Genomic DNA, 14,716 nt, shown 5'->3' with positions numbered 1-14,716 from the left:
CTCTATTGCGCGATCTTCTTCGCTTTCTTCAGATCAACCGCATACCGATCTTTTTCCTGCACCGGCTCAGTTCCATTCAGCATCGCCATACAGCCTGCCGGCGGTAAGGGTTTGAGCACCGGACGTTTCTTAGCGGGTTTCGCTTTGGCGGTTTGACGCTCAGAGACAGGTTTCGGCTTCCAGGAAGCCAGTTCTGCCCCGCAGCCATCTCCCGGCGGTGGCGGCAGCTGTTCCTTACACTGGCTGTCCCCCTGCGGGCAATGCATCCGGACATGGAAATGATAATAATGTCCCCACCAGGGCCTGACCTTGCGCAGCCAGCGGCGATCGGTCCATTTCGCGGCACACAGCTGCTCTTTGATCACAGGATGGACAAAAATCCTCGCCACCTGGTCATCGGAAGCTGCCAACTGGATCAAATTCGCCTGATTGTCCGTCCAGTTGTCCCTGATGATCTGGTATGCCTTCAAATCAACCATTGGCAGCGGTTGAAGTGTTTTCAACACCTCTTCTGAGGCTGGGTGTTCCAGGGTGGTGAGCCAGATATCAGCATCCAGTCCGGTCTGGTGACTGGCATGCCCGGAGCGAAAACGTCCGCCCCGCGGCATTGCAATATCACTGACCAGCAGTTGACCCAGCCGGAGTTTGCTTGCTTTGGCCGACAGTTGTTCAAGAAACGCGATCATACTCTGGTGACCGTAATACCGGCCCCGCTCTGACCGTACCCGCTGATACCCCTCTCCTTCTGCCGGGAGCGGGGTTGCACCGGCAAGACAGCCATTACTGTAGCTGCCAATTGCCTGCGGCTGACCTGGAGTCGGGGTTTCAAAATGTTCCCAGGGCGTCGACCAGGCGGGCAAGCTGACCAAACCGCTGGCCATACAGCCCAAGAGCAGAACGGATACAGATAATCTTTTGAGGAGAAACCGCCCCGCAGCAACAACTTGCAAGACGGCAGAGTAGAAGTGGACATGAAGCACCGGTGTTCACCCTGTGATTAATTTGAGAACTTAATCACATAAGTTTATACCATCCGAATTATTTTATTTGCTGATCAAGATTGAGAATGGTCAGCGCATTACTGACACTGGTCGCCAGCACATCAACGACGCCGGATCGCAGTGCGCCAAGTAATGCCAGTGCCTTACTGTTCTCAGCGGCTGTGACCACCACCGTCGGAATATGGCGCAGTTCCTCCATGCTCAGACCGATCACCCGATCGCTCATCATGGTGTCGGAGCGTTTCCCCTGACTGTCAAAAAAGTCATAGCCGGCAATATCACCGACGACGCCTTTCCGGATACGGGCCTCAACAATTTCCTGCGGGGTAAACCAGCCCATTTTCACCATGTGGCTGTTTTCATTCATGTCGCCCACCCCAACCAGGGCCAGATCCGCCCGCCGGGCACGGTCCAGTGTTTCCTTCACTGTACTGTTCATCATGAAAGCATCTTTCACGCGGATATCTGCCACATACGCCGGGGCATACAGGGTTTCACTGATGCCGTCGTACTTCTTGGCCAGCTGACGGCAGATATGGTCGGCATTGATGGCATTACCCGAACGATGGGTTCCGCCAATGCCGCAAACAAAGCGGCAGTTGCGATGCGGGACCACCCCGACATGGCTGGCGATCGCTGCAATATTACGTCCCTGTCCGACAGCCACCACCATATCATCGGTCAGGGTCGAGGCAAGATAACTGGACACCAGACTGGCAACCTGTTGACGCTGAGCTTCTTCATCCGGCTGATCAAGCGCGATCAGGGCCCGTTTCAGCTGAAAACGGTCAATCAGCTGCTGCTCCAGCTTTTCACTGAAGACCGGGTGATACTTAACGGTAATTTCCACCACACCCTCATCACGTGCCCTGCGAAGCAGCCGGCCCACTTTGGCCCGCGACATCCCGAATCGCTGTGAAATTTCTTCCTGAGTGGCACCATCCTGATAATACGCAATGGCAATTTCGGTCAGCTGATCACTGTCGACCTGTGCCGCATCCGTGGTGTTAAGATTCATCGTCAAGTCCTTAGCTCATCCAGACCCGGCTATCTTACCCTGTCCCGTCACCGCGTGCGAGGCATGAGCCTGTACAGCTTTACTGACATCTTACAGCTGAGTGCTGTACAGCTTTCCAAGAAAAAAGAACACCACAAACCATTTATTAGTAAGCTATTGATTTATATAAGACGATCAGCTTGTACAGCTTTTTGACTATTGTAACCCCAAAGCTAAAAAAGCTGATCACCTGTATGGGGAGGAACGACACAGCGATTACCCGGTGATCCCCCATGCCAGTTCCACCGCTTCACGACGGGCAAAGCGGTCAAAATGAGTTTTCACAATCTCTTTTACCACTTCCAGCGCCTCGTCGGAGGCAGCCTGACATTCAACCGTCAGCATGGATTCCGTCGCGCGAAACTCACAGGTTCCCATCGCAAAAAATACCTTGCCCTGCCGTTCGTCCCATTCGGCATCCACTTTATGATTAAAATGCTTACACAAATGACGGAGATATTTACTGCCGTCCGGGGTCTGGATGTGTGTCATAACATGATGACTCATCACGGTTCTCCTGTTCCGCTTACAATAAAGCGTCAATATAGCACAGTAATGAGAACCATTATCAACCCGTTGGATTAATTTAATGGGTTGATATATGTTTCTATTTCAATAAGATGCGACTTCATCCATCGATCCTGCCATCGGACTGACACCACCACACGTGTTACCCTGCTCACCGGCACATTCTGATAGACACTGACTTCGAGGCCTACCGGCGTATTGTAAAGCATCAGCGTTTCCTGCCTTGCCTCGGGCGGGTATTCTGGCCGGCCCCGCAGCGCTTCCAGTGCAGATTCAGCCCGGAGCACCGCAGAAAGCGTCAGGAGCGCGTTGTCAGTCTGGATATTCAGATATGCCTGCAGCTTCATCATTCCGGCCAGGCCGACACTGACCAGCAAAAGTGCAACCAGCGCTTCGAAAACACTGAAGCCTTGTTGTCGTCCGTGAACAGGCAAATTGCATTTAAAAATCATGCCAAGTTCCCGACACCCAACGCAGCAGCAATTGCTCCTCCGTCTCCACCACGTCGCCATCCGACCACAGACGGCAGTTAGATTGATGTTCTGACCTGCAGATCACCACTTCAGCCTGATGAACCAGATGAACCTGTGCTTTTCCGGCCACCAGCGATGCAGCTCTGAACTGAAAACCGCCACCGCTCACTTCAGTCATTTGCACAGTCAGTTGCCGCCCCTCCGTATGCTGGTCGCAGGCGGAAAAGCTGACATCAAGCAGTAGCAAAGTCATTAACCGGACCGGCCGGGCTTGAGAGATAGTTTTAAGCTCAGTCTGGAGCCGTTCAAAAGCACAAGTGAGCCCGCCTTCCGCCAGCCAGTGCGCCTGCCGAGAAAACAGCGTATTTTGTGCCCGTTTCACCTGATAGAGGGTCGTACCGGAACTTCCCAGTACAAAAACTATGGCAACTGAAAGCATCATGCTGGTGATCAGCAGCGTGGCCACTCCTTTTTCTGAGACACGAGAACCAGGCACCGTCATGACGGATTCCTCAAATTCAGCGTCATGTCTTCGTGATGACTCACCGAACCATCCAGCGCTTGTACCGAGAGTGAAAATTGCAGCTGCTGGCCCTGTTGGCGGCCATGAGACCACGAAACGCTCTGAACCTGCCAGTCAGTCACTCTCATCCACCGGGAATCCAGCAAGGCCTGCCCGCCATGGCATGCCTGCTCCGGCGAAGTAAACACTGCACCAGAAGAGCGGACCCTGAGTTCACCATCCTCGTGATAATAAGCTTTCACCACGGCGCCATCACTGAGCTCATAGCGCATCACAAAGCACTGCATCTCTGTCACATGGACAGTGTCTTCAGAACCATTCAGCCGCAAGGGCCCACCACTCTGCATCTGGTAGCCCGCACGGCGTAAATCTGCCGACAGCATCCGCCAGGCATCCTGCACGTCCTGCGCCAGCATCAATTGTGTCGCGCGGCTGACCGCCGCCCGCTGGCCCGCCATCAGTAAATGCACCAGCATGGTGAGTACCATCATACTCAGCGCACTGGCCACCGCCATTTCAAGGAGGCTGAATCCGGCCATCGAATGCTTAGCAGGCAGCATAGCCAAACTCACCTTGCGGACTGCAGACATAAATACGCCCAGTGACATTACTGAATGTAATCCGCGCCAGAACATCCTGATGCCGGGATACATACAGACTTCCGGCGGCATGAGGACGACCGGTCAGCGGGTCAAGCGAGACATGCTCATTGGAGAAACTTCGGCTGAGCTGAAAAGGAGCATAATCCTGGCCGGAAAGCGCTTTGGTCACCTGAACCTCTCCCGCGAGCGCCGCCCAGATTTGCCAGTCGTTCCGGCTGACGATATCCGATTCGGAGAAACGTGGCACATGCTGAAACAGAATCTGAACCACTTCACCCCGTGTCACGGCCTCCGATTTTGCCTGCACCAGCAGCCATTCCAGTTCACTGACCAGCCGGGCCAGCCGCTGTCTGGCCATCAATTCAGAAAAAGACGGGACCGCAGCAGATACGACGATCCCGATAAAAAGCAAGACCACTACCATTTCCAGCAGTGTCATACCGCGATCACTCGCAACGCAGTGAAACCGCTCTGGCCGGATATCCCTGACTTTCCGGCACGTCTCCCAACTTACCATTTCCCTCAACTCCAGCTTCTTTTTTCTCTGGTCGTCATGATGACAAAGCGTCAGGATAAAACAGCGCTCAACAGCTCACACAGTGAAGTCAATCGAAAGGAAATCAGGATGATGAAAAACGTAAAACAACAGGGAGTGACCCTGATCGAACTACTGATTGTCGTCGTGCTTATCGGGATCCTTGCGGTGTTTGCTCACCCGACCTATGTGTCACAACAGCATCAGGCTTATCTCCGTCAGGCACAGGCTGATCTCATCATGCTGCAACTGGCGGTTGAACAGACCAGAATCGAAAGCAATCACTACCCGGAAGCCCTGGATGAACGCCTTTGCCCGGCCTGTCAGTTTGATAATCCGTACTATGGTTACCGAATTGTCCGCACAGCGGGTCAGTACACTTTGTTAGCCGAACACAGAAGAGAGATTTCCAGTTGTCAGAGTCTGGGTATAGAGCCGAATGGCACTACGTTTCCGCCAGAGTGCTGGTAAAGCGCTGCAGGACAGAAGCCATAAAAAAGGCCGACATCACGTCGGCCTTTGGTAGCACATCAAACCGGAAATTTAACCGGTCAGATCATCAAAGAACTTTTTCACACCATCGAAGAAACCTTCGGAACGTGGCTTATGCTTCTTTGCATCAGAGCCAGTCAGGGTTTTTTCAAATTCCTGCAGCAGTTCTTTCTGGCGGGAGCTCAGATTCACAGGAGTCTCAACCACCAGTTTACAGATCAAATCACCCACAGCTCCGCCACGGACAGACTTCACGCCTTTTCCGCGCATCCGGAACATACGGCCGGTCTGAGTTTCAGACGGTACTTTCAGGCTGACACGACCGTCCAGGGTCGGTACTTCCACTTCGCCACCCAGTGCAGCCATCGTAAAGCTGACCGGAACTTCGCAGTACAGGTTGTTACCGTCACGTTCAAAAATCGCATGTTTCTGTACATGGACCTGAACATACAGATCACCGGCCGGAGCGCCGAATTCTCCGGCTTCACCCTCACCCGTCAGACGGATACGGTCACCCGTGTCCACACCGGCAGGAATTTTCACAGACAGCGTCTTGGTTTCCTGAACCCGGCCCTGACCATGACACTTACCACATGGATCGGTGATGATCTGACCACGGCCATGACAGTGCGGACAGGTCTGCTGAACGGCAAAGAAACCCTGACGCATCTGGACCTGACCGGAACCATGACAGGTACCGCATGTCGTCGGTGAAGAGCCTTTCTTGGCACCAGAACCCTCACAAGTATCACAGTTGACGAGCGTCGGAACACGAATTTCCTTGGTGCAGCCGCGAACAGCTTCTTCCAGGGTCAACTCCATGTTATAGCGCAAATCCGCCCCGCGCTGTGCACGCGGCTGGCCGCCACGACGACCGCCGCCACCGAAGATATCACCGAAAACATCACCGAAAATGTCGCTGAAATCTGCACCGCCGCCAAAGCCGCCGCCACCGCCCATACCACCTTGTTCAAAGGCAGCGTGGCCGTACTGATCGTAGGCCGCTTTCTTCTGCGGATCGGTCAGAATTTCATAAGCGGTCTTCACTTCTTTGAATTTGTCCGCCGCGCTCTCGTCACCCGGGTTACGGTCCGGGTGGAATTTCATTGCCAGACGTTTGTAGGCCTTTTTGATGTCACGCTCACTGGCGTCACGGCCTACGCCTAACACTTCGTAAAAATCACGTTTTGACATATTAAACTGTCACCTGCCTTGATACAGCTGCGGGCGTAAGAGTTCCCTCTAAACGCCCGCGCCCAAATAAGATTATGAAATCACACTCTTATTTTTTATCGTCTTTAACTTCTTCGAACTCAGCATCGACAACATCGTCATCTTTCGACTGAGACTGCTCACCAGCGTCAGCCTGTTGAGCCTGTGCCTGCTGCTGGGCGACTTCCATCAGCTTTTGAGAAGCTGCAATCAGTGCCTGTACTTTGGCATCAATTGCTTCTTTGTCTTCGCCTTTACGGGCTGCTTCCAGCTCAGAAACAGCGGCTTCGATCTTCTCTTTCTCGTCCGCAGGCAGTGCATCGCCAGCTTCTTCGATTTGCTTGCGAGTGCCGTGCACCAGCTGGTCAGCCTGGTTACGGGCAGAAACTAAATCTTCGAACTTCTTGTCCGCTTCTTTGTTCGCTTCTGCTTCCTGAACCATTTTCTCGATTTCGTCGTCGCTCAGACCACCAGATGCCTGGATTGTGATCTTCTGCTCTTTACCTGTGCTCTTGTCTTTCGCTGAGACGTGCAGTATACCGTCCGCATCCAGGTCGAAAATCACTTCGATCTGAGGCATACCACGAGGCGCTGCCTGAATACCTTCCAGGTTGAACTGACCCAGAGACTTGTTGAAGTTCGCTTGTTTACGCTCACCCTGCAGTACGTGAATGGTTACTGCACTCTGGTTGTCTTCAGCCGTCGAGAACACTTGCTCCGCTTTCGTTGGGATAGTGGTGTTCTTCTCGATCAGCTTGGTCATCACACCGCCCATGGTTTCGATACCCAGAGACAGTGGCGTCACGTCCAGCAGCAGTACGTCTTTCACTTCACCAGCCAGTACGCCGCCCTGAACCGCAGCACCGACAGCAACAGCTTCGTCCGGGTTCACGTCTTTACGCGCTTCTTTACCGAAGAATTCAGCAACTTTTGCCTGAACCATTGGCATACGGGTCTGACCGCCCACCAGGATCACGTCGGTAATTTCGCTGACAGACAGGTCTGCATCAGCCAGAGCAACTTTCATTGGCTCCAGTGAACGCTGAACCAGATCTTCAACCAGTGACTCCAGTTTCGCACGGGTCACTTTGATGTTCATGTGTTTCGGACCGGTCGCATCTGCAGTGATGTACGGCAGGTTTACGTCAGTCTGTTGTGCAGAAGACAGCTCAATTTTCGCTTTCTCTGCGGCTTCTTTCAGACGCTGCATCGCCAGCGGATCTTTACGCAGGTCGATGCCTTGCTCTTTCTTGAATTCGTCAACCAGGTAGTTGATCAGACGGTTATCGAAATCTTCACCACCCAGGTGGGTATCACCGTTGGTTGCCAGAACTTCAAAGGTTTTCTCGCCTTCAACTTCGTCGATCTCAATGATAGAGATATCGAAAGTACCGCCACCCAGGTCGTATACCGCAATCGTGCGGTCACCGCCTTGCTTGTCCAGGCCGTAAGCCAGTGCAGCAGCAGTCGGTTCGTTGATAATACGTTTAACTTCCAGACCCGCGATACGGCCGGCATCTTTGGTTGCCTGACGCTGTGCATCGTTGAAGTACGCAGGAACAGTAATAACTGCACCCGTTACTGTCTCGCCCAGGTAATCTTCAGCTGTTTTCTTCATTTTTTTCAGAACTTCAGCGGAAACCTGAGGTGCTGCCATTTTCTGGCCTTTTGCTTCAACCCAAGCGTCGCCGTTGTCTGCTTTCACAATTTTGAAAGGCATGATTTCGATGTCGCGCTGTACTTCTTCATCTTCGAAGCGGCGACCGATCAGACGCTTGATTGCAAACAGGGTGTTTTCAGGGTTTGTCACCGCCTGACGTTTCGCAGGCTGACCGACCAGTGTCTCGCCATCTTGTGTATAGGCGATGATCGAAGGCGTTGTACGATCACCTTCTGCGTTTTCAATCACGCGTGGTTTATCACCATCCAGTACAGCTACACATGAGTTGGTTGTACCCAAGTCAATACCAATGATTTTACCCATCAGGCTCTCTCCGAAATTCGTTGGTTTACTGGCTTCGTCCTGTTCGCAACAGTGACGAGCTTGGGGCGTATGGCCCGCGATTCTGTTATTACGGTATCGTATGACTACTAAATAAGGCCGTCCGATACCTTTTCAAGGGGCAGATCGAAAAAAAATTAAAAAAATAAAACCCACCGAAGTGGGCTTTCATTCATTCCGCCCCGAATGGATCAATCAGGCTTGCGTATCCACATTGCTGCCCGGAGCAGCTTTAGAAACCATCACCATCGCCGGACGAACCACACGGCCGTTCAGCTCATAACCTTTCTGCAGGACCATCATCACCGTATTCGGCGCATGTTCCGCGCTTTCCTGCATTGACATAGCCTGATGGAATTCAGGATTGAAAGCTTCACCCAGCGGGTTAATTGCTTTCAGGCCGAATTTCTCAACCGTGTCTGTCATCGTTTTCAGGGTCAGCTCGACACCTTCAACCATTGGCTTGATGGTTTCATCTTCTTTGTCTGCCACTTCCAGTGCGCGTTCCATATTGTCGATCACTGGCAGCAGTTCACCGGCAAATTTCTCCAGCGCAAATTTACGCGCTTTGTCAATTTCCTGCTCGCTGCGGCGACGCATGTTTTCAACATCTGCACGGGCACGCAGCACGGCGTCCTGCTGGTCTTTCACTTTGGCTTCACTGGCTGCCAGAGCCGCTTCCAGTTCTTCGATACGGGACAGTGCCATCGCTTCCGGAGACAGTTCATCTGCAACCTGCTCAGCTTCTGCTGAAGCCACTTGCTCCTGCTGCAGTTCTTCTTCCTGTAACACTTCGTCTTTCTTGCTCATGCTTTCGCTACTCCGCTAAGCTCAAAAAGGTGAATGCATGGCCGATGCGCCGAACAAACGCGACCAATCGACCACTCTTAAAACGTGATGGGCATATTATGGGGATGAAGTTCAACGATTCAACCCGAGATCGACGACAAAGGGCGACAATTCATCATTGCTGAGGCTATACTGGCCCCATTCTTACCCGTTGGATCAAGGACATGACGCGCCCGTTTGAAATCATTGCCCTGATTGGCAAACCGAGAAACCCTGATGCGCTTCACACACACACCAGCCTGTACCACTGGCTGACCGCCAAAGGCTACCAGGTACTGGTTGATCACCGACTTGCCCATGATCTGGATGTCCCGGCCGACGCCCTGTGCGATTTGCTCACCATCGGCGACCGCGCCAACCTGGCCATTGTCGTCGGGGGTGACGGTAACATGTTAGGCGCCGCACGGGTACTCTCACGTTTTGATATCTCTGTAATTGGCGTCAACCGCGGCAATCTGGGCTTTCTGACTGATCTGGATCCGGACAATTTTGAACAGGAACTGGAAAAAGTCCTCGACGGTGAGTTCGTCATCGAACACCGCTTTCTGCTGGAAGCTGAAATCCACCGCCACGGCCAGATTAAAAGCCGGAATGCAGCGCTGAATGAAGCCGTCCTGCACCCGGACAAAATCGCCCATATGATTGAGTTTGAGGTCTATATTGACGAGCATTTTGCCTTCTCGCAGCGTTCGGACGGTCTGATCATTGCCACACCAACCGGCTCGACCGCCTACTCGCTGTCCGGCGGCGGCCCGATTCTGTCACCGAGCCTGAACGCGATTACCCTGGTCCCCATGTTCCCGCATACTCTGTCGAGCCGCCCGCTGGTGGTCGACGGCAACCGCCGGATCAAACTCATTGTGCCGGATGACGGCCGGACCCTGGAAGTCAGTTGCGACGGTCAGGTCTCACTGCCCGTCAATCCCGGCGATGAAATTCATATCTATCAGAGCCCGGACCAGCTCCAGCTGATCCACCCGAAAAGCTACAGCTACTACAACATCCTGCGCGGCAAGCTGGGCTGGTCCAGCAAACTGTTTTGAGCCCATCACCGCTCCCTACCAAAGCCAGCCTGATGCTGGCTTTTTTATTGCCTGACAGAAACTTACCCTGTATCACAAAATCAGACGGAAATTATTGATCCAGCACTTTACTGTATGTAAATACAGTATATACTGTGCAAATAAACAGGTGTTGATTTAAACAGGTGAACACACATGCTGGCTCATATGACGATCTCTAATTTTGCTATTGTCAAAGATCTCGAATTCGAGATGAAACCTGGGATGACAACCATTACAGGTGAAACCGGTGCAGGGAAGTCCATTGCCATTGACGCACTGGGCTTATGTCTTGGCGACCGCGCCGAAGCCAGCATGGTCCGCCCCGGTGAAGCGAAAGCCGAAATTCATGCCACATTTTCCCTGCGCAATAATCAGGCAGCCCGCCGCTGGCTGGAAGATAATGAGCTGATGGAAGGCGAAGAATGCATTCTGCGTCGTGTGATCACCAAAGAAGGCCGTTCCCGCGGTTTTATTAATGGCAGCCCGGTTCCGGCTTCCCAGCAAAAAGCACTGGGCCAGCTTCTGATCAACATTCATGGTCAGCATGCGCACCAGATGCTGATGCGTCCTGAACACCAGCAGGAGATGCTGGATAACTATGCCGGCCACCATCCCCTGATGGAAAAAGTCCGCAGTGACTATCAGGCCTGGCGCCAGGCCAAGAATGAGCTCAACCGACTGAGCCAGAGCCGTGCCGACAACGAAGCACAGAAACAACTGATCCAATATCAGGTCAAAGAACTGAACGACCTGGCTCTGGGCGAAGAAGAATTCGCGCAGATCGAAGAAGAACATAAACGCTTGTCGAACTCAGGTGATCTGGCACTGACCAGCCAGCATGCCCTGACCCTGCTTTATGAAGGGGAAGAAGTGAACGCCCTGCAGCTTCTGCAACAAGCCAGCCAGCAGGTGATTGATCTGGGTGAAATGGACAGCCAGCTGAGCACCATTGCCCCGATGCTGGAAGAAGCCATCATTCAGGTGCAGGAAGCCAGCCAGGAACTGCGCGGATATCTGGATCATCTTGATATGGACCCGCAACGTCTGGTCTATCTGGAAGAGCGGCTGGCAAAAATTATGTCGTTGGCGCGCAAACATTATGTGATGCCCGCGGAGCTGTGGCAGAAACATCAGGATCTGCTGGCCGAACTGGACAACCTGGACGGCAGTGATGAAAAACTGGATGCGCTGGCCGATGCCGTTGAAGCCAAACGCCTGGAGTTTCTGGACAGTGCCGAAAAGCTGAGTAAGAGCCGCCAGCGTTATGCCAAGGAACTGAACAAAAAGATTTCGCACAGCATGCATGAGCTGAGCATGGAAAAAGCCGTGTTTCAGATCGATATTCACAGCGATCCGGAGCGCATGCTGACGCCATTGGGCTTTGACACCATCACCTTTATGGTTTCAACCAACCCGGGTCAGCCATTGCAGCCGCTGGGTAAAGTGGCCTCTGGTGGTGAACTGTCGCGGATTTCACTGGCAATTCAGGTCATTACAGCCCAGAAAGTGGAAACACCGAGCCTGATTTTCGACGAAGTTGATGTGGGGATCAGCGGCCCGACAGCAGCGATTGTTGGCCGTATGCTGCGAACCCTGGGCGATTCGACACAAGTAATCTGTGTGACCCACCTGCCTCAGGTCGCTGGTTGCGGCCACCAACAGATGTTTGTCGCCAAGAAGACCAGTAAAGGCCAGACCGAAACCAACATGAAACCGCTGGATGAAAATTCCCGGATCAGCGAACTGGCAAGACTGCTGGGCGGCAGCGAAATCACTGAGCGTACGCTTGCGAACGCGAAGGAATTACTGGTCGCGGCCTGACCTGGCTCGCGAAAAACGAATTCATTGCTTTTTCAGATGCAACTTTCAGACATTTTGTGCGTCTCATCCTTCACCTACTCCCATGGATTAGGTGAGTTTTTTTATGGTGCTTTCACTTTGTCTGTAACTTGCTTATCATCACAAGCAGAACTGAATTTTTTGCCGGGATGCTATGAACTGGAAAACTTTTGCCGCGCTGGCGTTGAGTGTCAGCCTGCTGGGCGGCTGCTCTTTGGTTGAACGCTTGGTCTACCGAATCGACATCAATCAGGGTAACTACCTGGATGAAAAGGATATCGACAACCTGAGATACGGCATGAACCAGGAACAGGTCCGCTTTGTACTGGGCTCCCCGATGCTGGTTGAGCCGGAATACCCGAACACCTGGTACTACGTGTTCTACCACAAACCGGGCCATCACGATCCGGAACAGAAAAACCTGATCCTCAAGTTCGATGCGAACCGACAATTGATCAGCATGAGTGGTGACTACCAGACCGGGACAAACTTTAACAAACCGTTGAATTAGGTTTACGCTTCCCTTTCTCAAGTCAATCTCATAAGACACAAACTAAAAAGCTCGCCAAGGCGAGCTTTTTAGTTTCAACATTTTCATCGCGCGTTAAATTGCTCAGGATGCTGTGTCGTCATTTTCTGCATAATCAGCATCGCTGTTCGTTGAAGCATCTTTCTGAGCTTTCTTGGCAGCCAGTGCTTCCAGCTTGGCCTGCTCGGCTCGCTTACGACGGATATCTTTCGGATCAGCCAAGAGCGGACGATAAATTTCGATGCGATCGCCGTCGTGTACTGTGGCATCCAGTTTCACCGGACGACTGAACACCCCGACTTTGTTTTTCTTCAGATCGATCTCCGGGTACATCTCCAGCACACCCGAGCGTTCGATGATTTCCTGCACCGGCGTGTCTGCAGTAATCGCCAACTTAATCACCCGCTGGGTGTTCGGCAGCGCATACACGACTTCGACATGGATCAGATTGTTCTGTTCAGAGGTCATAAACTTCCCGTGCACGTTGGGTAAAAGCATTAACCATGTTATTGGTCAGTTCATGGAAAGCTTTGCCAAAGACCGCTTCCACCAAAGCGTTGGTGAACTCAAAATCCAGCTTCAGCTCCACCTTACAGGCATCGGTATCCAGCTCGGTGAAGTGCCAGCCACCCACTAACCTGCGGAACGGACCTTCCACCAGCTGCATGCTGATTAGATGAATACCTTCCAGTGTGTTGCGAGTCACGAAGGTTTTTTTAATCCCGGCCTTGGAAACGTCCACCGACGCCATCATATGTTCAGTAGAGCTTTCCAGAATTTTGGTGCCACAGCATCCTGGCAAAAATGCAGGATAAGACTCAACATCGTTCACCAGGTCAAACATTTGCTTGGCACTGAACGGGACCAGTGCAGAGCGACTGATTTGAGGCATAGTTTCTCCTTAACCCTATATCGCCGCTAATGATACCATTAGTCCGCGATCTGCCAAAGATTCCGTCGCCGCGTGAGCACCCTGGCACAGTCATTGGGAAAATCGTTCCCCCTAACACCTTGAATACGTATAATAACGAGCTATGGCAAAGAAAAAACCAAACAAGCCGGGCAGCAATACCATTGCGCTGAATAAGTCTGCCCGCCATGAATTCTCGATTCATGAAGAATATGAAGCCGGCATTTCGCTCCAGGGTTGGGAAGTGAAGTCCCTGCGCGCAGGTAAAGCAAATATTTCAGAAAGTTACGTGTTTTTACGGAATGGCGAGGCGTTTGTCTCCGGCATGACTATCACGCCGCTCAATGCCGCTTCAACACACGTGGTTGCCGACCCGGGCCGCGTGCGTAAGTTGCTGTTAAACCGCCGTGAGCTCGACAAAATTACCGGTGCCGTGAACCGCGAAGGTGAAACCATCGTCGCACTTTCCCTGTACTGGAAAGGTTCATGGGTTAAACTGAAATTAGGGACCGCGAAAGGTAAGAAACTTCACGACAAACGTGCTGACGCCAAAGACCGCGACTGGCAGCGCGATAAGGCACGAATTATGAAGCATAGTTCGCGGTAGTCATTGACCCGGCAGAATTTTCTGCTAGTATGGAACACCTCTTTGGGGCTGATTCAGGATTCGACAGGATCATGAAGGCCTGTGGAGCATGCAGAGGTGCGGTTGGCCTCTTTAAAAAGCCGCAAAAAAATAGTCGCAAACGACGAAAACTACGCACTAGCAGCTTAATAACCTGCTTAGAGCCTATCCTCCCTAGCCTTAGCTCGTAGGACGGGGACCAAGGGTAGTCAAACCCAAACGAGATCGCGTGGATGCTTTGACCTGGGAGCTGAAGCGTTAAATCTAATTCAGGTATGTCTTAACGTGGCGTGTTTGTCCGCAGCGTTCTGACGAGAATAAAGACAAACTAAGCATGTAGCGCCATTGGTTAGAGTGATTTTGGACGCGGGTTCAACTCCCGCCAGCTCCACCAAATCGTATATACGACGACATCTTCGGATGTCAAAAGCCCGCCGAGGTCCTGACCTGGCGGGCTTTTTGTTTGTGTTCTTTT

17 protein-coding genes and 1 other RNA gene are annotated in these 14,716 nt (G+C 52.4%); 6 read left to right on the top strand and 12 right to left on the bottom strand.

The genetic code is table 11. The features are described from left to right. Window positions 1–2 precede the first annotated feature (2 nt). The 7 genes from mepA to SPK40_RS11580 form a co-directional block, all read right to left on the bottom strand. Window positions 3–881: a penicillin-insensitive murein endopeptidase gene (gene mepA, locus SPK40_RS11610; RefSeq protein WP_330960625.1), complete on the bottom strand. Its 879-nt coding sequence runs from the start codon at window positions 879–881 to the stop codon at window positions 3–5. Window positions 882–1,038: 157 nt separating this feature from the next. Next, entirely contained in the window at window positions 1,039–2,019 is a 981-nt protein-coding gene (locus SPK40_RS11605) for a sugar-binding transcriptional regulator (protein WP_248141245.1), read from the bottom strand. A gap of 255 nt (window positions 2,020–2,274) precedes the next feature. Next, window positions 2,275–2,565, bottom strand: a complete 291-nt coding sequence (locus tag SPK40_RS11600; RefSeq protein ID WP_330960570.1) for a DUF2218 domain-containing protein — start codon at window positions 2,563–2,565, stop codon at window positions 2,275–2,277. Window positions 2,566–2,639: 74 nt separating this feature from the next. Continuing rightward, window positions 2,640–3,038: a type IV pilus modification PilV family protein gene (locus SPK40_RS11595; RefSeq protein ID WP_330960569.1), complete on the bottom strand. Its 399-nt coding sequence runs from the start codon at window positions 3,036–3,038 to the stop codon at window positions 2,640–2,642. Beyond that, window positions 3,028–3,561: a hypothetical protein gene (locus SPK40_RS11590; RefSeq protein WP_248141248.1), complete on the bottom strand. Its 534-nt coding sequence runs from the start codon at window positions 3,559–3,561 to the stop codon at window positions 3,028–3,030. Before SPK40_RS11590 ends, SPK40_RS11595 begins: the two co-directional genes overlap by 11 nt. Next, window positions 3,558–4,142: a PilW family protein gene (locus SPK40_RS11585; RefSeq protein ID WP_248141249.1), complete on the bottom strand. Its 585-nt coding sequence runs from the start codon at window positions 4,140–4,142 to the stop codon at window positions 3,558–3,560. Before SPK40_RS11585 ends, SPK40_RS11590 begins: the two co-directional genes overlap by 4 nt. After that, window positions 4,129–4,701: a pilus assembly FimT family protein gene (locus SPK40_RS11580; RefSeq protein ID WP_248141250.1), complete on the bottom strand. Its 573-nt coding sequence runs from the start codon at window positions 4,699–4,701 to the stop codon at window positions 4,129–4,131. Before SPK40_RS11580 ends, SPK40_RS11585 begins: the two co-directional genes overlap by 14 nt. Window positions 4,702–4,809: 108 nt before the next feature. Here SPK40_RS11580 and SPK40_RS11575 point away from each other — a divergent pair, with 108 nt between their 5' ends. Next, the gene (locus tag SPK40_RS11575; protein ID WP_248141251.1) at window positions 4,810–5,190 is read left to right on the top strand and encodes a type IV pilin protein; all 381 of its coding nucleotides are present in this window, start codon (window positions 4,810–4,812) and stop codon (window positions 5,188–5,190) included. Between the two features lie 72 nt (window positions 5,191–5,262). Here the strand turns inward: SPK40_RS11575 and dnaJ are convergent, their stop codons facing one another. The 3 genes from dnaJ to grpE all read right to left on the bottom strand — a co-directional run bounded on the left by dnaJ (window position 5,263) and on the right by grpE (window position 9,235). Continuing rightward, entirely contained in the window at window positions 5,263–6,405 is a 1,143-nt protein-coding gene (gene dnaJ, locus SPK40_RS11570; protein WP_248141252.1) for a molecular chaperone DnaJ, read from the bottom strand. 88 nt (window positions 6,406–6,493) lie between these two features. Further along, window positions 6,494–8,407: a molecular chaperone DnaK gene (dnaK, locus tag SPK40_RS11565; protein ID WP_248141253.1), complete on the bottom strand. Its 1,914-nt coding sequence runs from the start codon at window positions 8,405–8,407 to the stop codon at window positions 6,494–6,496. Window positions 8,408–8,620: 213 nt separating this feature from the next. Continuing rightward, the gene (grpE, locus tag SPK40_RS11560; RefSeq protein WP_248141254.1) at window positions 8,621–9,235 is read right to left on the bottom strand and encodes a nucleotide exchange factor GrpE; all 615 of its coding nucleotides are present in this window, start codon (window positions 9,233–9,235) and stop codon (window positions 8,621–8,623) included. Between the two features lie 203 nt (window positions 9,236–9,438). Here grpE and nadK point away from each other — a divergent pair, with 203 nt between their 5' ends. The 3 genes from nadK (at window position 9,439) to bamE (ending at window position 12,688) form a co-directional block, all read left to right on the top strand. Next, window positions 9,439–10,317, top strand: coding sequence for an NAD(+) kinase (nadK, locus tag SPK40_RS11555; RefSeq protein WP_248141255.1), 879 nt, complete (start codon window positions 9,439–9,441; stop codon window positions 10,315–10,317). Window positions 10,318–10,491: 174 nt separating this feature from the next. Further along, window positions 10,492–12,159, top strand: coding sequence for a DNA repair protein RecN (recN, locus tag SPK40_RS11550; protein ID WP_330960568.1), 1,668 nt, complete (start codon window positions 10,492–10,494; stop codon window positions 12,157–12,159). A 172-nt stretch (window positions 12,160–12,331) separates the two neighbouring features. Further along, the gene (gene bamE / locus SPK40_RS11545; protein ID WP_330960567.1) at window positions 12,332–12,688 is read left to right on the top strand and encodes an outer membrane protein assembly factor BamE; all 357 of its coding nucleotides are present in this window, start codon (window positions 12,332–12,334) and stop codon (window positions 12,686–12,688) included. Window positions 12,689–12,790: 102 nt separating this feature from the next. On the opposite strand, the gene SPK40_RS11540 is transcribed toward bamE, so the two are convergent. Both SPK40_RS11540 and SPK40_RS11535 read right to left on the bottom strand, forming a co-directional pair. Further along, window positions 12,791–13,174, bottom strand: a complete 384-nt coding sequence (locus SPK40_RS11540) for an RnfH family protein (RefSeq protein WP_330960566.1) — start codon at window positions 13,172–13,174, stop codon at window positions 12,791–12,793. Continuing rightward, window positions 13,164–13,598 carry an SRPBCC family protein gene (locus SPK40_RS11535; RefSeq protein ID WP_330960565.1) on the bottom strand — a complete coding sequence of 145 codons (435 nt, stop codon included), beginning with the start codon at window positions 13,596–13,598 and terminating at the stop codon, window positions 13,164–13,166. Before SPK40_RS11535 ends, SPK40_RS11540 begins: the two co-directional genes overlap by 11 nt. A gap of 142 nt (window positions 13,599–13,740) precedes the next feature. Here SPK40_RS11535 and smpB point away from each other — a divergent pair, with 142 nt between their 5' ends. Further along, window positions 13,741–14,223, top strand: a complete 483-nt coding sequence (gene smpB, locus SPK40_RS11530) for an SsrA-binding protein SmpB (RefSeq protein ID WP_036751449.1) — start codon at window positions 13,741–13,743, stop codon at window positions 14,221–14,223. Window positions 14,224–14,267: 44 nt separating this feature from the next. Continuing rightward, window positions 14,268–14,635, top strand: a transfer-messenger RNA (tmRNA) gene (gene ssrA / locus SPK40_RS11525). Window positions 14,636–14,716: the final 81 nt, after the last annotated feature.

Origin of the sequence: Photobacterium sp. 53610, assembly GCF_036409375.1 — a bacterium.
In the GTDB taxonomy this organism is placed as follows: Bacteria; Pseudomonadota; Gammaproteobacteria; order Enterobacterales; family Vibrionaceae; genus Photobacterium.
Note: the sequence above shows the minus strand (reverse complement) of the source record. Positions and strands in the feature narration are given on the sequence as shown.